The organism is Vibrio sp. 10N.286.48.F5 (genome assembly GCF_041469785.1).
In the GTDB taxonomy this organism is placed as follows: Bacteria; Pseudomonadota; Gammaproteobacteria; order Enterobacterales; family Vibrionaceae; genus Vibrio; species Vibrio crassostreae_C.
The window spans coordinates 1-14,276 of the sequence record NZ_JBFRLG010000010.1; the positions used below are offsets into that span (position 1 = coordinate 1).

Sequence of the window (14,276 nt, forward strand, 5' to 3'; positions counted from 1 at the left end):
CATTATACGATGCACGCACATCGTCTTAACGAGTTTGATAATGCCACATCTAACTGAAAACGAAACCTTTTTCTTTCATTTTTATTCTAAGTGCTCGCATAACCACCACTCCGCTAGTTTTTCCATCATGTTCGGCGTTTTCAGAGTGAATAAAATGTGACTAAAATCTCTAAAAAAGGAGGGCGAGAAATAATAGTAAATGTCATGTTGCTTTTTGCGATAAATCCGCCTTAATTTATAAACCTGTTTCAGTGGTGCTTGGTTGTCATAAATCTCCTGAAAATTAAGGAATTTGGAGTGTTAACATAAACTGATTTTTATTCGTGTTTTAGCATCCGATAATAACAATCTGAATGCATAAATTTAACTTATCAGCCTGTCAAAACATTCAGTAAACTAATCCCAAATGAGTAGAGTTATAGACACTTATAAGCCTTTGCAGAAAAAAGTAACGAGTTCAGTTGATAATTCACGCAAAAGTCTCGTCATTCCGTCTATCGTTTGGTACATTTGCCGCACATTTTGTCTCCCCTAAAATACCCATGCCTTCTCAGTTCCGAATTAACAAAATTGTTGAAATTGGTGACACTCTTCACCGCAGTGGCTGTGCTCCTTACAAGCTAGAGAAATACACTCAATTCTATGCAAAAAAGCATGGTGTGGATGTGATGATCCAAGCAACGCCAACTGCGATTAACTATCAATTTCCAGACGATAACAACGCCGTTATTCTTAAGCGTCTAAAGCCTGCGTCAATTAACCTGAGTTTGTTGGCCAATACGATCATTCGTATTAACCAGCCAAGCAGTGAGCCTGTACCAGAACCTGTCGGTTACTCAAAATTTGTGACTGCACTTGCCAATATGGGTATTCCGCCTGCTTATTTGATGCTGGTGGGCAGTACGTTGGAAGCGGTGGGCTTTTCTGCGTTATTGGGTTTGATGGTGTGGGTATGTCAGCAAGTTCTTCATTCACGTCGTGCTATCGCGGTTGAGTTCATCTCGGCACTGCTAACCGGTATCTTCGTGGCGTTTTTGGCGAGCACAGGGTTGCCGATTCCGGTGTGGGCGTTGTGTATCGCCTCGATTGTCTTGTTTGTCCCCGGGTTATCCATAGCTAACGCATTAGAATGTTTGGCGTTTAATGACTTGGTTTCTGGTACCAGCTTGCTAGGGCAGAGCGCCTTAACCCTGATTAAGCTGTTTGTCGGGATTATCATGGGGCTCAACATCGGTGAAGCGATATGGGGACAAGCGGTCTCCATCGACTATACCAACGCGGTACCGATGTGGATGCACATATCTGGCTTGGTGCTGATCTCTGTGTCTATCGGTGTGATGTTCAATGCTCGCCCTAAAGACATCTTACTTGGTTTGCCAGTTGCCGTTCTCGGTATGTGGGGCCCATTCTATCTAGGTTTTGATAGTGGTTGGGTTGTCGGCACTTGGGTGACGACGGTTCTTATTACTTTGTACGGAACTTGGATTGCCAAGAAGATGGAGCTCACGGGTTCTATTTATATCGTGCAAGGGATCATCATCTTGGTTCCGGGTAGCCGAGTATTAGTGAGTGCCAGCCAGTCGGTGTTTGAACAATCGATTTTGCCTATCCCGAGTATTGGTTTATCGGCGTTATTCATGTTCTCGGCAATCGTGGCAGGGCAAATTACCGCTTACTCGATTTACTCACCAAAAGTCGAACGTTAAGCCGTTCCGCTTTTCAAACCTTTAAACAAACACAGCTTAGCGGCTGTGTTTGTTCGTTTTAGGTGCTGCTCTTTTTTGAAGACAATTAGCTCTCCGTAAAACTTGTTAGATTTATGCTCGCTAAGCCTGACAAGAGCCATTAAAATGGAACAAATTCTATTTAAATTAAGTATTAACGTATGTCTCTACCTCCTTGCCCGCAATGCCAATCTGAATATGTCTATCAAGACCAAAACAACCTAATCTGCCCTGAGTGTGCCTATGAATGGAATCCGGAAGAAGAACGTTTAGAAAGAGAAGCTGCGCGTGTTAAGGACGTGAATGGCGTTGTATTGGAAAGTGGCGATAAAGTTACCTTCATTAAAGATCTAAAAATTAAAGGCAGTTCTAGCGTACTGAAAATTGGTACTAAAGCGGTAATCAGACGAATTAATGAAGGCAAAGATCACCAGTTAGATTGCAAACTGGATGGTGGCGGTGAAATGCTCGTTACCGCGAAGTTCGTTAAAAAGCAATAACCATTGTTTCAAATAATTGTCGTAAATCTTCAATAAGTTTAAGTGGCTTCTCGGCCATACTGATTCGCATATTAAACCGCAATAATTTCAGAGAATTAATATGATCAGAGAATACCGCCCAGCCGATATTGAATCCGTTTTAGACATTTGGTTAACCGCCTCGATCAAGGCGCATGATTTTGTGGCTCCTGAGTTCTGGGAGTCGCAAGTTGGTAATATGCGCGACCTATATATTCCTGCATCACAGACCTATGTGTATCAAGTCAATGGTGAGGTTCGTGGCTTCTATTCACTTTACGAAGAGATACTAGCGGCGATCTTTGTCAGTACAGAGCATCAAGGCAGTGGTATTGGTAAGCAACTAATCCAACACGCGAAGCTTGAATGTCCGAACTTGTCTTTAAATGTATATAAAGAAAACCAAGCGACGATTCAGTTCTATTTGTCCCAAGGTTTTTCTATTGTGAGCGAACAATCTGATGAGCATACCGGACACCAAGAATACACCATGCACTTAGCTTAGGCTTGATAGCTAACCCCGGAAGAAAAGTAACTAGGAATCAACATTATATGGATATGGTTAAAGCTGCTCTTTCACATTCAACTGCCTTTCATCACTATGTGAATGCCTGTACCGAAGATGGGTTAGATATTTACACGGGCATTTCTGATGGCAGTGATGCCTATTTGGAAAGACGAATTGCTTATTCAAAAGGTGAGGGTTTGCCAGAAGGGTGGACGCCTGCTTCTACTTATTTTTGTTTCGAGTCTGGACGTATTCTTGGAGTGATAAGAGTTCGTCATGGCACCAGTCCGTACATTCACGATGTCATTGGACATATCGGGTATGAGACCCTGCCGCAAACCAGAGGACGGGGTATCGCAAGTCATATGTTGTCTTGGGTTCAACGGCACGTATTGCCCGAAAGCGCTATTATTACGTGTGATAGGGGCAATATTGCTTCGCAAAAGGTCATTGAGAAGTGCGGTGGACAATTCCTGAGTACCTTTTATTCAGAGCAAGATAAACACGAAGTCTTACGTTACCAACTAGAACCAAAATGAACATTTAAGCGTGGCATTTTTGGTTGTGTCGGGGGCTCCGAATTCCGGCTTAAACGAAAATGAAACCATAGCCAATTATTGTTGGAGGTATTTTGAAGTATTCAACAAGACCGGCTCAGTCATCAGATTATGAATTTCTGTTTGAGCTCAAGAAAGCCGCTGAGTTTGAACCGATCAAGGCCGTATTTGGCTGGGATGACCAAATTCAACGAGACATACACGCCGAAGAGTGGGCAGAGGAAAGGCCTGAAATCATTGAGTATCAGGGCAAAGCGATTGGCAGTGTGTTGCTGCAAGATAAAGGTGACCACTTCTACTTTTGCCGATTTTTCTTGCTGCCTGAATATCATGGTAAGGGTATTGGAAGCCAAGTTTTGACTGATTGTTTAGCTCACGCAGACAAGCTCAGTAAGCCAGTAGAGCTGTGTTATTTGCAAGGTAATCGAGTTGGGGAGTTGTATCTCCGATTTGGTTTTGAAATCACCTCGCAAAACGATCAGTTTGTGTGTATGTGGCGCAAGTAGATATACATTTAAAATGATCACACCGTGTCTGTAACTTGATAGGCACCTGACACTTATCTAACGTAAAACCTTGTAAAGCTCCCTATGCTTGATGACTAAGCGATTACACTTAGAAAAGATCGAGCGTAAGGGAGTGTGCAATGAATTATTACCCGACTTCAAAAATCGTGGGTGAACAAAGGTTTGGCTTTGGGCCAAAACTAGGTCAAACAACCTATTATTCTCCTGTAGAACAGTTGGATAAAAAGCCATTCGTTCACCAAGCTATACAAGACTTACCGAGTACTGAATCTACTCTGATTAAAGTAGGAGAGAATCGTGTACAACGAATGAAGGCCAAGGGTGACGAACAACAGATGCAAGCCACGAAGAAAGAAGCGCAGTCTTTTCTTCGAACGCAGTATCGACAACAAGCTCAAGCTCGCCACCTACAAAGTGTTGAAACTCCTTATGGTTTTCAAGAGCGCATCATTCAGTTTTGGAGCAATCACTTCGCCATCTCGGTCGATAATCGAAAACTGATGCCCTTGGCCGCCAGCATTGAAAACGATGTGGTTCGCCAGCATTGGAATGGTAACTTTGGCGAGATGCTGATGGCTTCTTCTAAACATCCTGCGATGCTTCTGTATCTCGATAATCAACTCTCGATTGGTCCCAATTCAAAAGTCGGAAAGCGCCGTAATAAGGGGCTCAATGAGAACCTCGCTCGTGAGATCTTAGAACTCCACACTCTTGGCGTTGACGGTTCTTATACTCAGCAAGATGTTATTGCTTTAGCAAAAGGCATTTCAGGCTGGGGCATTAAATTCAAATCTCCTGATGCTGGTTTTCGATTCGCTAATAATCTGCATGAGCCAGGAAGTATCACACTGCTTGGAAAGTCCTATTCTCAATCCGGGGTCTCGCAAGGAGAGTCGTGTTTAAAAACCTTAGCGACCCACAAAGACACTGCTGCGCACTTGGTTGATAAGCTTTGCCAGCATTTCATTGGCGACATATCTAAAGAACTCTCAGAGCAAATGGTTGCTGAATATCTGAAAGGCGAGGGAGATTTACTGCCTGTTTATCGCTTGTTATTGAACAGTGCTGAGGCGAGTAAACCTAACCCTAATCGTTTTAGACCGCCGAAGGAGTGGCTGTTTGCCGTTCTTCGTAGTGCCGATATTTCTTTAAACGAGAAACAGGCATTCAATGCACTCAACAATTTAGGGCAGCCTCCTTTTAAACCGGGTTCACCTGCAGGCTGGTCGGATCAAGACAGAGACTACAATAGCCCTTCGGCGTTGACTCAACGTATGCAAGTTGCGAATAGGCTTGCGTCTGCTGCAATAAAATCGGCTAAAGCGTCAGGAGTTAAGCCGAAAGCGGTAGTGGATAAAGTGATCGCGGGTTTATATGGCGATGCTATTGATGAACACACCCAAATTGTATTGAACAAAGCCGACAGCGCTGCAATGCAACTTTCCCTGTTGTGGCTAAGTCCGCAGTTTCAATATCGTTAGGAGTGGGTATGAAAAAGTCAGATTGTTCTCAGAATAAAGCGCCACATAGTATTAACCGCCGCCAGTTCATGGGTATTGCGGCGGCTGTTGGCGTCAGTGCGATGCTGCCATTTCCAAGCTTTGCCAAAACAGGTTCAGACAATATCTTCATTTGGGTATCACTGCGTGGCGCGATGGATGGTTTAAATGTTGTAGTGCCGCATGCCGATCCGGATTACTCTAATTTGAGACCCAACATCGGATTAAAACCTGAACAGCTAGTGAAGTTGGATGATTTCTTTGGGCTTCATCCATCTCTAAAGCAGTGCCATCAATGGTATGAGAGTAACGAACTCAGCTTTGTACACGCTTGTTCAACCGCTTATCGCGAGCGCTCACATTTTGATGGACAGAAGATATTGGAGAATGGCACTTCCGACCCGTTTAACACCGTAGGGTGGATTAACCGTTTACTCACGTTGAGCTCAGAAAAATACGATGGAATAGCGATTGATTCGGGCTTACCACTCATCATGCAGGGCGAATCGACCGTTGCAAGTTGGTACCCAAACCGCTTAAAAACACGTGATAAACAAACGGAACTGCTGGAAGAGTTGTTTCAAAGTGACCAAATGCTGTCTTCAAACTTTGAAAGTGTCATGAAGATAGATCAACTGGTAGGCGACCAAGGTGTCGGCAAACAGTTTAAATCATTGATGGGTAAAACAGGCGACATATTGTCGGCTGATAACGGACCAAACATCGCAGCGTTAGAACTCGGTGGATGGGACACTCACGCCAATCAAGGTAACGTAAATGGACGGTTGAGTAATCAGCTTAAAACTTTGGATGTTGGGTTAGCGGCTCTCAAGGCTTCACTTGGTGATCGTTGGCAGAAGACAGTGATCATCGCAGCCAGTGAATTTGGTCGAACAGCAAAAGAAAATGGCACTAAAGGAACCGACCATGGCACCGGCAACGTCATGTTTGTTGCAGGTGGCACGATGCCATCGTTGAAAGGAGCGGGTGGTAAGGTTATTGCCAATTGGCCGGGCTTGAGCCAAAGCCAACTATATGAAGGCCGAGATCTTAATCCAACGATTGATATGCGTTCGGTTATCAAGGGTGTGCTCAACCGACATTTATCGATAGAAGTGAAACAACTCAACGCTATCTTCCCTGATAGTGCCGATATTAGACCGATGAATCTTGTTTAGAGTTTTACCAAGACCCAGTTAGATGCGATTCAGTCGTTTGAATCGCTTTCTATTTCTGACTCGCTTGTTTACGATTTAATCGCCAACAGTGCTCCGAACGTCACTAAGCCAACCCCACACGCTTGATTGAGTCTTTTCTTGGCTCTCAATAAGTGCTTTTGTAACGTCTTCGAAGTGAAAAGCATGGCGACAACTCCAAACCATAATCCGTGAAGAAAAATCATATAAAGTCCATAGCCGAGTGCGACATGCTGGTTCTCTGCATCAGGTGAGATGACTTGAGTGAAGATGCTCAAGAAGAACAACATGGTTTTTGGGTTGAGCACGTTACACAAAAAGCCCTGGGCTAAATAGCGCCAAACACTGGTGCTTTGCTTCGTATCTTCCATCGGTGCAAGTTTGTTGTTTGCGCTCAGGATACCTTTTAGCCCTAGATAAATAAGGTAGGTTGCACCTGCGTATCTAATCATGTCAAACAGCTGCTCATTCTGTGAGATTAAGTAACTGATCCCAAGCATTGAATAACTGATGTGAACACAAATCGCTAAACTCACACCGATTGCAGTCCAAATCCCTGCTTGTCTTCCTTGATTGACACTGTTTTTCAAAACTAAAACGAAATCAGCGCCTGGGCTGATAACAATCAATAGTCCCAATACTGCTAGGATTAACCACTCCATAATGACTCCAACTCTTTATATTTGATGAGCCAGCATTGTATGGTTTTTTATTGCTGCCTATAATCGAAATGAATTTCATCTATCTGTGAGAAAAAATCACACATGAGACATTTGAAAGCATTTCATATTTTCCACGTAGCAGCGCATTCGAGCAGTTACAGTGATGCGGCGGATAAACTCAATATCACACATGGCGCAGTGAGTAAGCAGATCAAGGTATTGGAAAATCACTTATCTCACGCCTTGTTCTATAAACAGGGCAGGAATGTGTGTCTCACCAAAGAGGGGGAATTACTCAAAGGTTACACAGAGCAAGCGTTCCAAGCCTTGGAAACTGGAGTCCATAAGCTTAATCAGCTGAATCATCAAGCGTTGGAGGTTTCATGCGAACCCACATTGACCATGCGCTGGTTAATGCCTCGACTCGGTGATTTCTATAACGAATCCGGAATTGATGTTCGATTGTCGACTGCTGGTGGGCCTGTGAACTTGAATGCGACAGGGCTCGATATGGCGATTCGCCGAGATGACTTTAAATTAACCGAGCGTTACGAACAGATACCGCTAGTTGAAGAGTGGGTAGGCCCTGTGTGTTCCCCGGGTTATTGGCAGCAGGTAAAAGATAACTTAGATGATGTGAAATTACTGCACAGCAGTACACGGCCAGATGCTTGGAGTCATTGGGGTGCTATCACTATAGATAAAGTTAATGGTGGAGAGTGGTCAAAAGCTCGAGCGAACCAAACATTTGCACACTTCTACTTTTGCTTTCAGGCGGCTGTCGATGGGTTAGGCATAGCGCTTGGGTCTTATCCACTTGTCGCCGACGATCTTGAAAGAGGTAACTTGATCGCGCCGTTTGGCTTCGTACCTTCTGGTCACCAGTACATATTGCTCACGCAAGATAGCAACCATGAAGAGCCAGAAAGCCCGTTTGTTGTTTGGCTGAAGAATGAGTTATCGCAGTGTGTTCCAACTTTATAGGAACGACATCCGACCTAGAAGTGTGCTTGTCTTATGTCAGGCTCTAGTTCGTTGTTGTGGAAATCACTCAATAGGCAAAGACAGCACGCCACCATTGAGTTCGACTTGTTTTAGCCATTCGGTTGGAATTTCGCCATCTCCTTCGTAGAAACACGCCGCTAATACCGCGCCAATTACAATCGCACGACCGCAGCTGTCACCACCACATAAGATGTTGTCGCGAATGCCTTGTTGATAACTCTGAGCACCTGCAATGATGCGAATCAGCAAGGGGAACGCGGCACTCAGTTCACAATGCAATCCAAACTTCTTCGCGGCATCTGTAATCGAAAGCTCAGGATCAGCCAGTGCTTCGTCGATTTGATCGTGTATGAACTTGCTACAAGTTTGTCGCACCATTTCTACCGATTGCAGTGGAGAGTTGCCTTGAATTGCCGCTTGAACCAATAAGGTGATGGCTTGTGCCCATTCCACGGCTTTGTCGTTGTTGTTGGTCACTCGTACCGCACTCTCTACCATTGCTGGTAAGGTGTGAGAAGTATAAGTACATGCGATTAATGGAATGATCTTTGAGACTGTGGGGAGCTGCGTATCGTCTGCGCCACAGGCAGTAATCGGGGCGTCCTCTAGTTCTAATTGATGGATGTTCAACAAGCTCATACGCGTCGCTTTATCAATGTAACCTTGCCAACTGCCACCAAAATCAAACCAGAAACGGAAGTGCTTAATGTAACTCGCTTCATCGTATTTTTGGTTGTCGACTAAGCTATCGACCATCGCTAATAGCTGAGCACCATATTGCGATTGCTCGCCTGCGGTTTTTCCTTGGTGCGCAAAGTAGCCCTTGTCTTGATAATCGAACTGATTCGGTGAGCGAAATTCTGGCTCAAAACCCGCTACGTGTAAGATCCTCTCTTGGTCATACAGCCAGTGCAGCCCCATTGAAGCGGCGTCTCCAACCAATGCGCCGACAACGGCGTAAAAAGCTCTTTCTTTATGATTGTCCATGTTGAGCGATGTCCTTGAGAAGAATCAACGTAGTTCGATACGTTAAGTATAGTGATTAGACGAGTATTTTGCTGTGTTTCTAAGAATAAATATGAAGGAATAAATCCTGATTGGTCAATAACTTAAACCAATCAGGTGAAATGGATAAGGGCGATGAATAGTCTGGTGAATTCGTATTTTTGATTGGTGGTGTTATTGATGGTTGAGATAGGCACTAGAGCGTTGTTCAATGACTTTGAAAATACGTGAAAGGGTGAAACATAACGCGAAGTAAACCGCACCAACAATCAGCCAGATCTCGAAGATCAAACCGGAAGAGTTCGCCATTTCAGTGCCAACAAATGTCATCTCTTGAATCGAAATCAGGGATACAATCGACGTGTCTTTAACCAAGGAGATTGCTTGGCCAGCCAATGGCGGTGTGATGGCCGTTAATACTTGCGGGCCAACCACAAATCGATACTTAGACAATGCCGATAAGCCGAGTGAATCGGCCGCTTCCCATTGGCCTTTTGGAATACTTTCTAAGCCAGCTCGAATCACTTCTGCGATGTAAGCCGAAGAGAGCAAACCGATACAGATAACACCAGACGCCAAGTTTTCCCAAAGGTTAGCAGGACCAAACAGAAAGGCTTGAACAGCGTTAATATCGCCGTTGTGTTCACGCAAGATACTTTCTAAACCAAGTAATGGAATCAGTTGGTTTGAAACGAAAAAATAGAATATGAAGACAAACACCAGCGGCGGAATATTTCGAACCAACTGGATAAAAATCAGTGCAGGGGTACGAAAGAAAGTGATTTTAGAGTGCCTTGCAACGCCAAGTAATGTACCAAAAGAGAGTGCTAACACCATACTCCAAACACTCAAGCGCAGTGTCGCGATCAAGCCTTGGAAAAAGTAAGGAATATTGCCTTGAGAAGGCGGAATGAAAATCAGGGTAAACGCATCTTCCCAGCGCCACTGGTAGTTAATACCAACAGCGGAACGATAATAAAGCCAGCCTGCAAACACACAAATGACAGCTAGTAACACGCCATCTAAAAGGTTAAGGCGTTGATACCAAGGCTTCATATGAACGTTGGGCTTAGGTGTTGTTAATGCGCTAGTACTACTCACGTCATTCCTGTTTAAACGATAATAATTGATGTGTTGTGAGAGGTGGCTATGAGGTCATAGCTATCTCGTTGTTTTTAACAAGGCAGCGCTAACAATGCACTGCCTCGATTCACTAGCAAAAGTTCTGATTACTGACCTTGAGCAATCTGGTCTTGCCAATCTAGAGTAGAGAACCAGTACTCGTAACGCTCTTTCAACCAACCGTCTTCAGTACGTGCTTTGATCCACTCGTTGAAGAATTCTGTCTTGTCAGTTTCACCTAGGCGAACTGCAAATGCTTCATTACCTTTTGATAAGCGTTCTTCGAATGGAATAAATAGCGTGTCTGCGTTTTTAATCGCTTCGTGTTCTGGTTTCGGGCTAGACGCGATAACCGCGTGTGCGTTGCCGTTTAATACTTCTTGGAATGCTTGAGCATCGTCATCGAACTGTAGAACTTTCGCTTTAGGGAAGGTTTCACGAGCTACTTGCACTGTGAATGCACCACGACGCGCTGCAATTTTTACACGGCGAGAATCAAAATCAGAGATTTGTGTAAAACCTTCTGCTAGCTCTTTATTCGCTGCCAGTTGAACGCCAGAGTGCGAGTAAGGTTCAGTGAACAATACGCTTTTAGCGCGAGCTTCAGTGATAGACATACCGCCAATGATTACATCAAACTTGTTCGAAAGTAGAGAAGGAATAATGCCATCCCATGCCGTCGGTACGAATTCAACTTTCCAGCCAGAATCTTCAGCAAGACGTTTTGCTACATCGATTTCAAAGCCAACAAGATCGCCTTGTTTGTTACGCATCGCCCAAGGAACAAATGTCGACATACCAACGCGTAGAGAGCCACGTTCGTTTATTTTGTCTAGGTTAGGCGTTTCAGAAGCAAGTGCAGGCAAACTGACGGCAAGCGCAAGTAGGGCTGTAATTGCGGTTTTAAATAGCTTCATGCTGATAAATCCTTATTGTGTTCGCCAGTTAGCTCCGAGCTTATGCTCAAGCCAAGCTGCAACGGCAGAAAGTGAAAGTGTAAGTGCAAGGTAAATGATCGCCACAGAGAACCAAATCTCAAATGGCATCGCGGTTTCAGAAACTATGTTTCTGGCTTCGGTTGTTAGGTCAAAGATAGCCATGACACTCACAATCGAAGAGTTTTTGATAAGAGAGATCACTTCATTAGTCAAAGGTGGCAAGGTGCGTTGCACCACCTGAGGAAGAATCACATCCCAGTAAGTATAGGTCTTTGATAAACCCAAAGATTGAGCTGCTTCAAATTGTCCTCTCGCAATACCATTTAAACCAGCACGGAAGATTTCGGCGGTGTAAGCGCCTTGGAAAAGTGCTAAGGCTAAAACGGCAGTACTAAAGCGATCGAGCCCTAATACGGGGCCAAATACAAAATAGAGCAAATAAATTTGTACTAATAACGGCGTGTTACGAATCAACTCAACATAGCTGGTGGCTAAGGTGCGTCCAACCACAGAATTTGAGTTTCTCAATAGTGCTGTCGTTAAACCAATGATCAGTGTGGCAACCAAAGAAATCAAAGAGATATTGATGGTAACCAGTAGCCCTTCAACTAATTCTGCAGGCCACCATTCACCATCTTCATAGAAAGCAATATAGTCCGGCACACGCTCCCATTGCCAGCTGTATCCCATGGTTTGTGCACCAGAGTCGAGAATCCAAACAACAGCAGCCACCAGTACAACAATCTGTACCAAAGCAGATAGGGCGGGTTTAATAATTCGAATCAACATTAATAAGTCAGGATCTGATTTAGGAACGCTTGAGTACGTTCATGTTGAGGGTTTTCAAAGAGCGCTTGTGGCGTATTCGATTCCACAATTTGTCCTTCATCCATGAAGATAACGCGGTCGGCCACTTGTTTCGCAAAGCCCATTTCGTGGGTCACACACACCATGGTGATACCTTCGCTCGCCAGTTCAACCATCACGTCGAGCACTTCGTTGATCATCTCCGGATCAAGCGCTGAAGTGGGTTCATCGAACAAGAGTAATTCCGGCTTCATACACAGAGAACGGGCGATAGCCACACGTTGTTGCTGGCCGCCAGAAAGTTGCACTGGGTATTTGTTGGCTTGTTCTGCAATGTGCACACGCTCGAGATAGTGCATTGCTATCTTTTCGGCTTCTTGTTTGCTTTTTTTAAGCGTACGAATTGGAGAAAGAGTAAGGTTCTCAAGCACGGTAAGATGGGGGAATAAATGAAAGTGCTGAAACACCATTCCGACTTGGCCCGGTGTGTTGAACTTACTCGGGAGCACTTGTTCTAGCACGGAAAGTTCGCCACTTTCGAAAGGTTCTAGCTGATTGATGCAACGGATCAAGGTTGATTTACCCGAACCAGACGGCCCGCAAATCACCACTATCTCTCCTTGTTCAATATTTAAATCGATACCCTTTAGGGCATGAAAATCACCATACCACTTGTTAAGTGACTTAAACTTAACCATTTCCTTGAGATTGTTCAAATCGTTGTTCATACCTAGTAAAGAGACAGGTTTACCTTAACAATATAGAAATATGATTGCACATAAAATTAGGGACTTATGAGAATTTAATAGCATCTTGTAGGGCAAATTAAAAAGCAGCGCTCAAAATGAACGCTGCTTCTGTTGTACGAAAGAAAAAAGCAATGGGTTCAGTCAGATGTGAAAATTCATCGTTGTATGACCACTATCTTTACTTTCTCTCTATTTTCCAGATTCTTAGTGAATCGCAGACTCTAGAATCTCACGTGTTTTCTCTGGCGTGATTGCTTGATTCTCACCAAGTTGTAGGTAGCCGTGTGATTCAAGTTGAGCGACAACATTGTCAATCGCCGTTGCTTTGTTTGTTTCGTAGCCGTCAAACATGGTTGCTACGTCTAGGCTGTGGTAGAACGCTTCGATTGCAGCGATTGTGCGTTCTGCTAAATCAGCACCCGCTTCTAAGCCAAATACGTTACGACCCATTTGCTCTAGCTTGCCACGTTTCGCTTCGATTTGGTTACGAAGTAGTGAAGGTTGAACAATCGCAAGTGAGCGTGCGTGGTCTACGTGCCATAGTGCTGTGAACTCGTGGCCAATCATGTGTGTTGCCCAATCTTGAGGAACACCCGTACCAATCAGGCCGTTAAGCGCTTGGTTTGCTGTCCACATTAGGTTGGCACGCCATGCGTCGTTGTCACGCTCGTCGTATTGCTTACCCAGTACAAGTAGGTTTTTCAGCAGAGTTTCTGCGTAACCGTCTTGAACCATCGCGTCTGTTGGCATTGTGATGTATTGCTCACATACGTGTACCCAAGCATCAACTAAACCATTAACTAGTTGGCGTTCAGGCAGAGACTTCATTACATCTGGGTCCATTACTGCAAACTTAGGCTGCACCGCAGGGTTCATGAATGCCAGTTTTTCTTGAGTTGCTTTACGAGTGATTACTGCACCCATGTTAGATTCAGACCCTGTAGCAGGAAGCGTCAGCACTGCGCCGATTGGCGTCGCTTCTGTTACTTGGTGTTTGCCCGCTAGGATGTCCCAACCGTCACCGTCGTATTTAGCCGCTGCAGCAACATACTTAGAACCATCGATTACCGAACCACCGCCAACAGCGATAATGAACTCTGCGTTTTCTTCTTTAACAAGAGCGACTGCTTTGTCTAGCGTCTCTTTGGTAGGGTTTGCTTCAACGCCAGAGAACTCGATCCAAGAGTGATCTTTCAAAGATTCTACAACTTGGTCGTAAACACCGTTGCTCTTGATTGAACCGCCACCATAGATGACCAGTACTTTCTTCGAAGTATCAACCGCTTGGCTGATAGCGTTGATTTGGCCTTGGCCGAAATGGATAACAGTAGGGTTAACGTAAGTAAATTGCATCAGAGATTCCTTGTGTAAAGCGAAATTTGTTATTTTGGTTTATTGCTCAATTTCTATATTTGCATATTAGTACAGTAATCTAGGTCAATGAAGAGCTGTTCCTCCA

General features: G+C 44.4%; 15 protein-coding genes. 8 read left to right on the forward strand and 7 right to left on the reverse strand.

Annotated elements, in window-relative coordinates:
- Positions 1-542 precede the first annotated feature (542 nt).
- The 7 genes from AB4185_RS08345 to AB4185_RS08375 all read left to right on the forward strand — a co-directional run bounded on the left by AB4185_RS08345 (position 543) and on the right by AB4185_RS08375 (position 6,511).
- Positions 543-1,706, forward strand: coding sequence for a threonine/serine exporter family protein (locus AB4185_RS08345; protein WP_004731486.1), 1,164 nt, complete (start codon positions 543-545; stop codon positions 1,704-1,706).
- 179 nt (positions 1,707-1,885) lie between these two features.
- Positions 1,886-2,224 (forward strand): zinc ribbon domain-containing protein YjdM, encoded by a 339-nt coding sequence (locus tag AB4185_RS08350; protein ID WP_108093111.1) that lies wholly within the window; start codon positions 1,886-1,888, stop codon positions 2,222-2,224.
- A gap of 100 nt (positions 2,225-2,324) precedes the next feature.
- Positions 2,325-2,747, forward strand: a complete 423-nt coding sequence (locus AB4185_RS08355; RefSeq protein WP_102441332.1) for an N-acetyltransferase — start codon at positions 2,325-2,327, stop codon at positions 2,745-2,747.
- Between the two features lie 47 nt (positions 2,748-2,794).
- Positions 2,795-3,289, forward strand: a complete 495-nt coding sequence (locus tag AB4185_RS08360) for a GNAT family N-acetyltransferase (protein WP_108093110.1) — start codon at positions 2,795-2,797, stop codon at positions 3,287-3,289.
- 92 nt (positions 3,290-3,381) lie between these two features.
- Positions 3,382-3,813 (forward strand): GNAT family N-acetyltransferase, encoded by a 432-nt coding sequence (locus AB4185_RS08365; protein ID WP_372135326.1) that lies wholly within the window; start codon positions 3,382-3,384, stop codon positions 3,811-3,813.
- 140 nt (positions 3,814-3,953) lie between these two features.
- Complete coding sequence (locus AB4185_RS08370) at positions 3,954-5,315, forward strand: DUF1800 family protein (protein ID WP_372135327.1); 1,362 nt, start codon at positions 3,954-3,956, stop codon at positions 5,313-5,315.
- Between the two features lie 8 nt (positions 5,316-5,323).
- Positions 5,324-6,511 (forward strand): DUF1501 domain-containing protein, encoded by a 1,188-nt coding sequence (locus AB4185_RS08375; protein WP_017062670.1) that lies wholly within the window; start codon positions 5,324-5,326, stop codon positions 6,509-6,511.
- A gap of 68 nt (positions 6,512-6,579) precedes the next feature.
- Here AB4185_RS08375 and AB4185_RS08380 read toward each other — a convergent pair whose 3' ends face one another.
- Complete coding sequence (locus tag AB4185_RS08380) at positions 6,580-7,191, reverse strand: LysE family translocator (RefSeq protein WP_372135328.1); 612 nt, start codon at positions 7,189-7,191, stop codon at positions 6,580-6,582.
- 102 nt (positions 7,192-7,293) lie between these two features.
- Here AB4185_RS08380 and AB4185_RS08385 point away from each other — a divergent pair, with 102 nt between their 5' ends.
- Positions 7,294-8,175, forward strand: a complete 882-nt coding sequence (locus AB4185_RS08385) for a LysR family transcriptional regulator (protein ID WP_372135329.1) — start codon at positions 7,294-7,296, stop codon at positions 8,173-8,175.
- Between the two features lie 63 nt (positions 8,176-8,238).
- Here the strand turns inward: AB4185_RS08385 and AB4185_RS08390 are convergent, their stop codons facing one another.
- The 6 genes from AB4185_RS08390 to AB4185_RS08415 form a co-directional block, all read right to left on the reverse strand.
- A complete protein-coding gene (locus AB4185_RS08390; RefSeq protein ID WP_372135330.1) occupies positions 8,239-9,183 on the reverse strand; it encodes an ADP-ribosylglycohydrolase family protein in 945 nt (314 codons plus the stop codon).
- Between the two features lie 192 nt (positions 9,184-9,375).
- Positions 9,376-10,302 carry an amino acid ABC transporter permease gene (locus AB4185_RS08395; RefSeq protein WP_372135331.1) on the reverse strand — a complete coding sequence of 309 codons (927 nt, stop codon included), beginning with the start codon at positions 10,300-10,302 and terminating at the stop codon, positions 9,376-9,378.
- Positions 10,303-10,430: 128 nt separating this feature from the next.
- A complete protein-coding gene (locus AB4185_RS08400; protein WP_017067595.1) occupies positions 10,431-11,240 on the reverse strand; it encodes a transporter substrate-binding domain-containing protein in 810 nt (269 codons plus the stop codon).
- 12 nt (positions 11,241-11,252) lie between these two features.
- On the reverse strand, positions 11,253-12,050 hold the full coding sequence (locus AB4185_RS08405) for an amino acid ABC transporter permease (protein ID WP_009845515.1): 798 nt from the start codon (positions 12,048-12,050) through the stop codon (positions 11,253-11,255).
- Complete coding sequence (locus AB4185_RS08410; protein WP_029224268.1) at positions 12,050-12,796, reverse strand: amino acid ABC transporter ATP-binding protein; 747 nt, start codon at positions 12,794-12,796, stop codon at positions 12,050-12,052. Before AB4185_RS08410 ends, AB4185_RS08405 begins: the two co-directional genes overlap by 1 nt.
- A 225-nt stretch (positions 12,797-13,021) precedes the next feature.
- Positions 13,022-14,170 carry an iron-containing alcohol dehydrogenase gene (locus AB4185_RS08415; RefSeq protein ID WP_372135332.1) on the reverse strand — a complete coding sequence of 383 codons (1,149 nt, stop codon included), beginning with the start codon at positions 14,168-14,170 and terminating at the stop codon, positions 13,022-13,024.
- Positions 14,171-14,276 lie beyond the last annotated feature (106 nt).

Excerpts from the sequence above, each read along its gene's own strand:
- AB4185_RS08390 (WP_372135330.1), bottom strand. The coding sequence starts at position 9,183 with ATGGACAATCATAAAGAAAGAGCTTTTTACGCCGTTGTCGGCGCATTG.
- AB4185_RS08400 (WP_017067595.1), bottom strand. The coding sequence starts at position 11,240 with ATGAAGCTATTTAAAACCGCAATTACAGCCCTACTTGCGCTTGCCGTC.
- AB4185_RS08405 (WP_009845515.1), bottom strand. The coding sequence starts at position 12,050 with ATGTTGATTCGAATTATTAAACCCGCCCTATCTGCTTTGGTACAGATT.
- AB4185_RS08385 (WP_372135329.1), top strand. The coding sequence starts at position 7,294 with ATGAGACATTTGAAAGCATTTCATATTTTCCACGTAGCAGCGCATTCG.
- AB4185_RS08355 (WP_102441332.1), top strand. The coding sequence starts at position 2,325 with ATGATCAGAGAATACCGCCCAGCCGATATTGAATCCGTTTTAGACATT.
- AB4185_RS08360 (WP_108093110.1), top strand. The coding sequence starts at position 2,795 with ATGGATATGGTTAAAGCTGCTCTTTCACATTCAACTGCCTTTCATCAC.
- AB4185_RS08380 (WP_372135328.1), bottom strand. The coding sequence starts at position 7,191 with ATGGAGTGGTTAATCCTAGCAGTATTGGGACTATTGATTGTTATCAGC.
- AB4185_RS08345 (WP_004731486.1), top strand. The coding sequence starts at position 543 with ATGCCTTCTCAGTTCCGAATTAACAAAATTGTTGAAATTGGTGACACT.
- AB4185_RS08410 (WP_029224268.1), bottom strand. The coding sequence starts at position 12,796 with ATGAACAACGATTTGAACAATCTCAAGGAAATGGTTAAGTTTAAGTCA.
- AB4185_RS08350 (WP_108093111.1), top strand. The coding sequence starts at position 1,886 with ATGTCTCTACCTCCTTGCCCGCAATGCCAATCTGAATATGTCTATCAA.
- AB4185_RS08415 (WP_372135332.1), bottom strand. The coding sequence starts at position 14,170 with ATGCAATTTACTTACGTTAACCCTACTGTTATCCATTTCGGCCAAGGC.
- AB4185_RS08370 (WP_372135327.1), top strand. The coding sequence starts at position 3,954 with ATGAATTATTACCCGACTTCAAAAATCGTGGGTGAACAAAGGTTTGGC.
- AB4185_RS08375 (WP_017062670.1), top strand. The coding sequence starts at position 5,324 with ATGAAAAAGTCAGATTGTTCTCAGAATAAAGCGCCACATAGTATTAAC.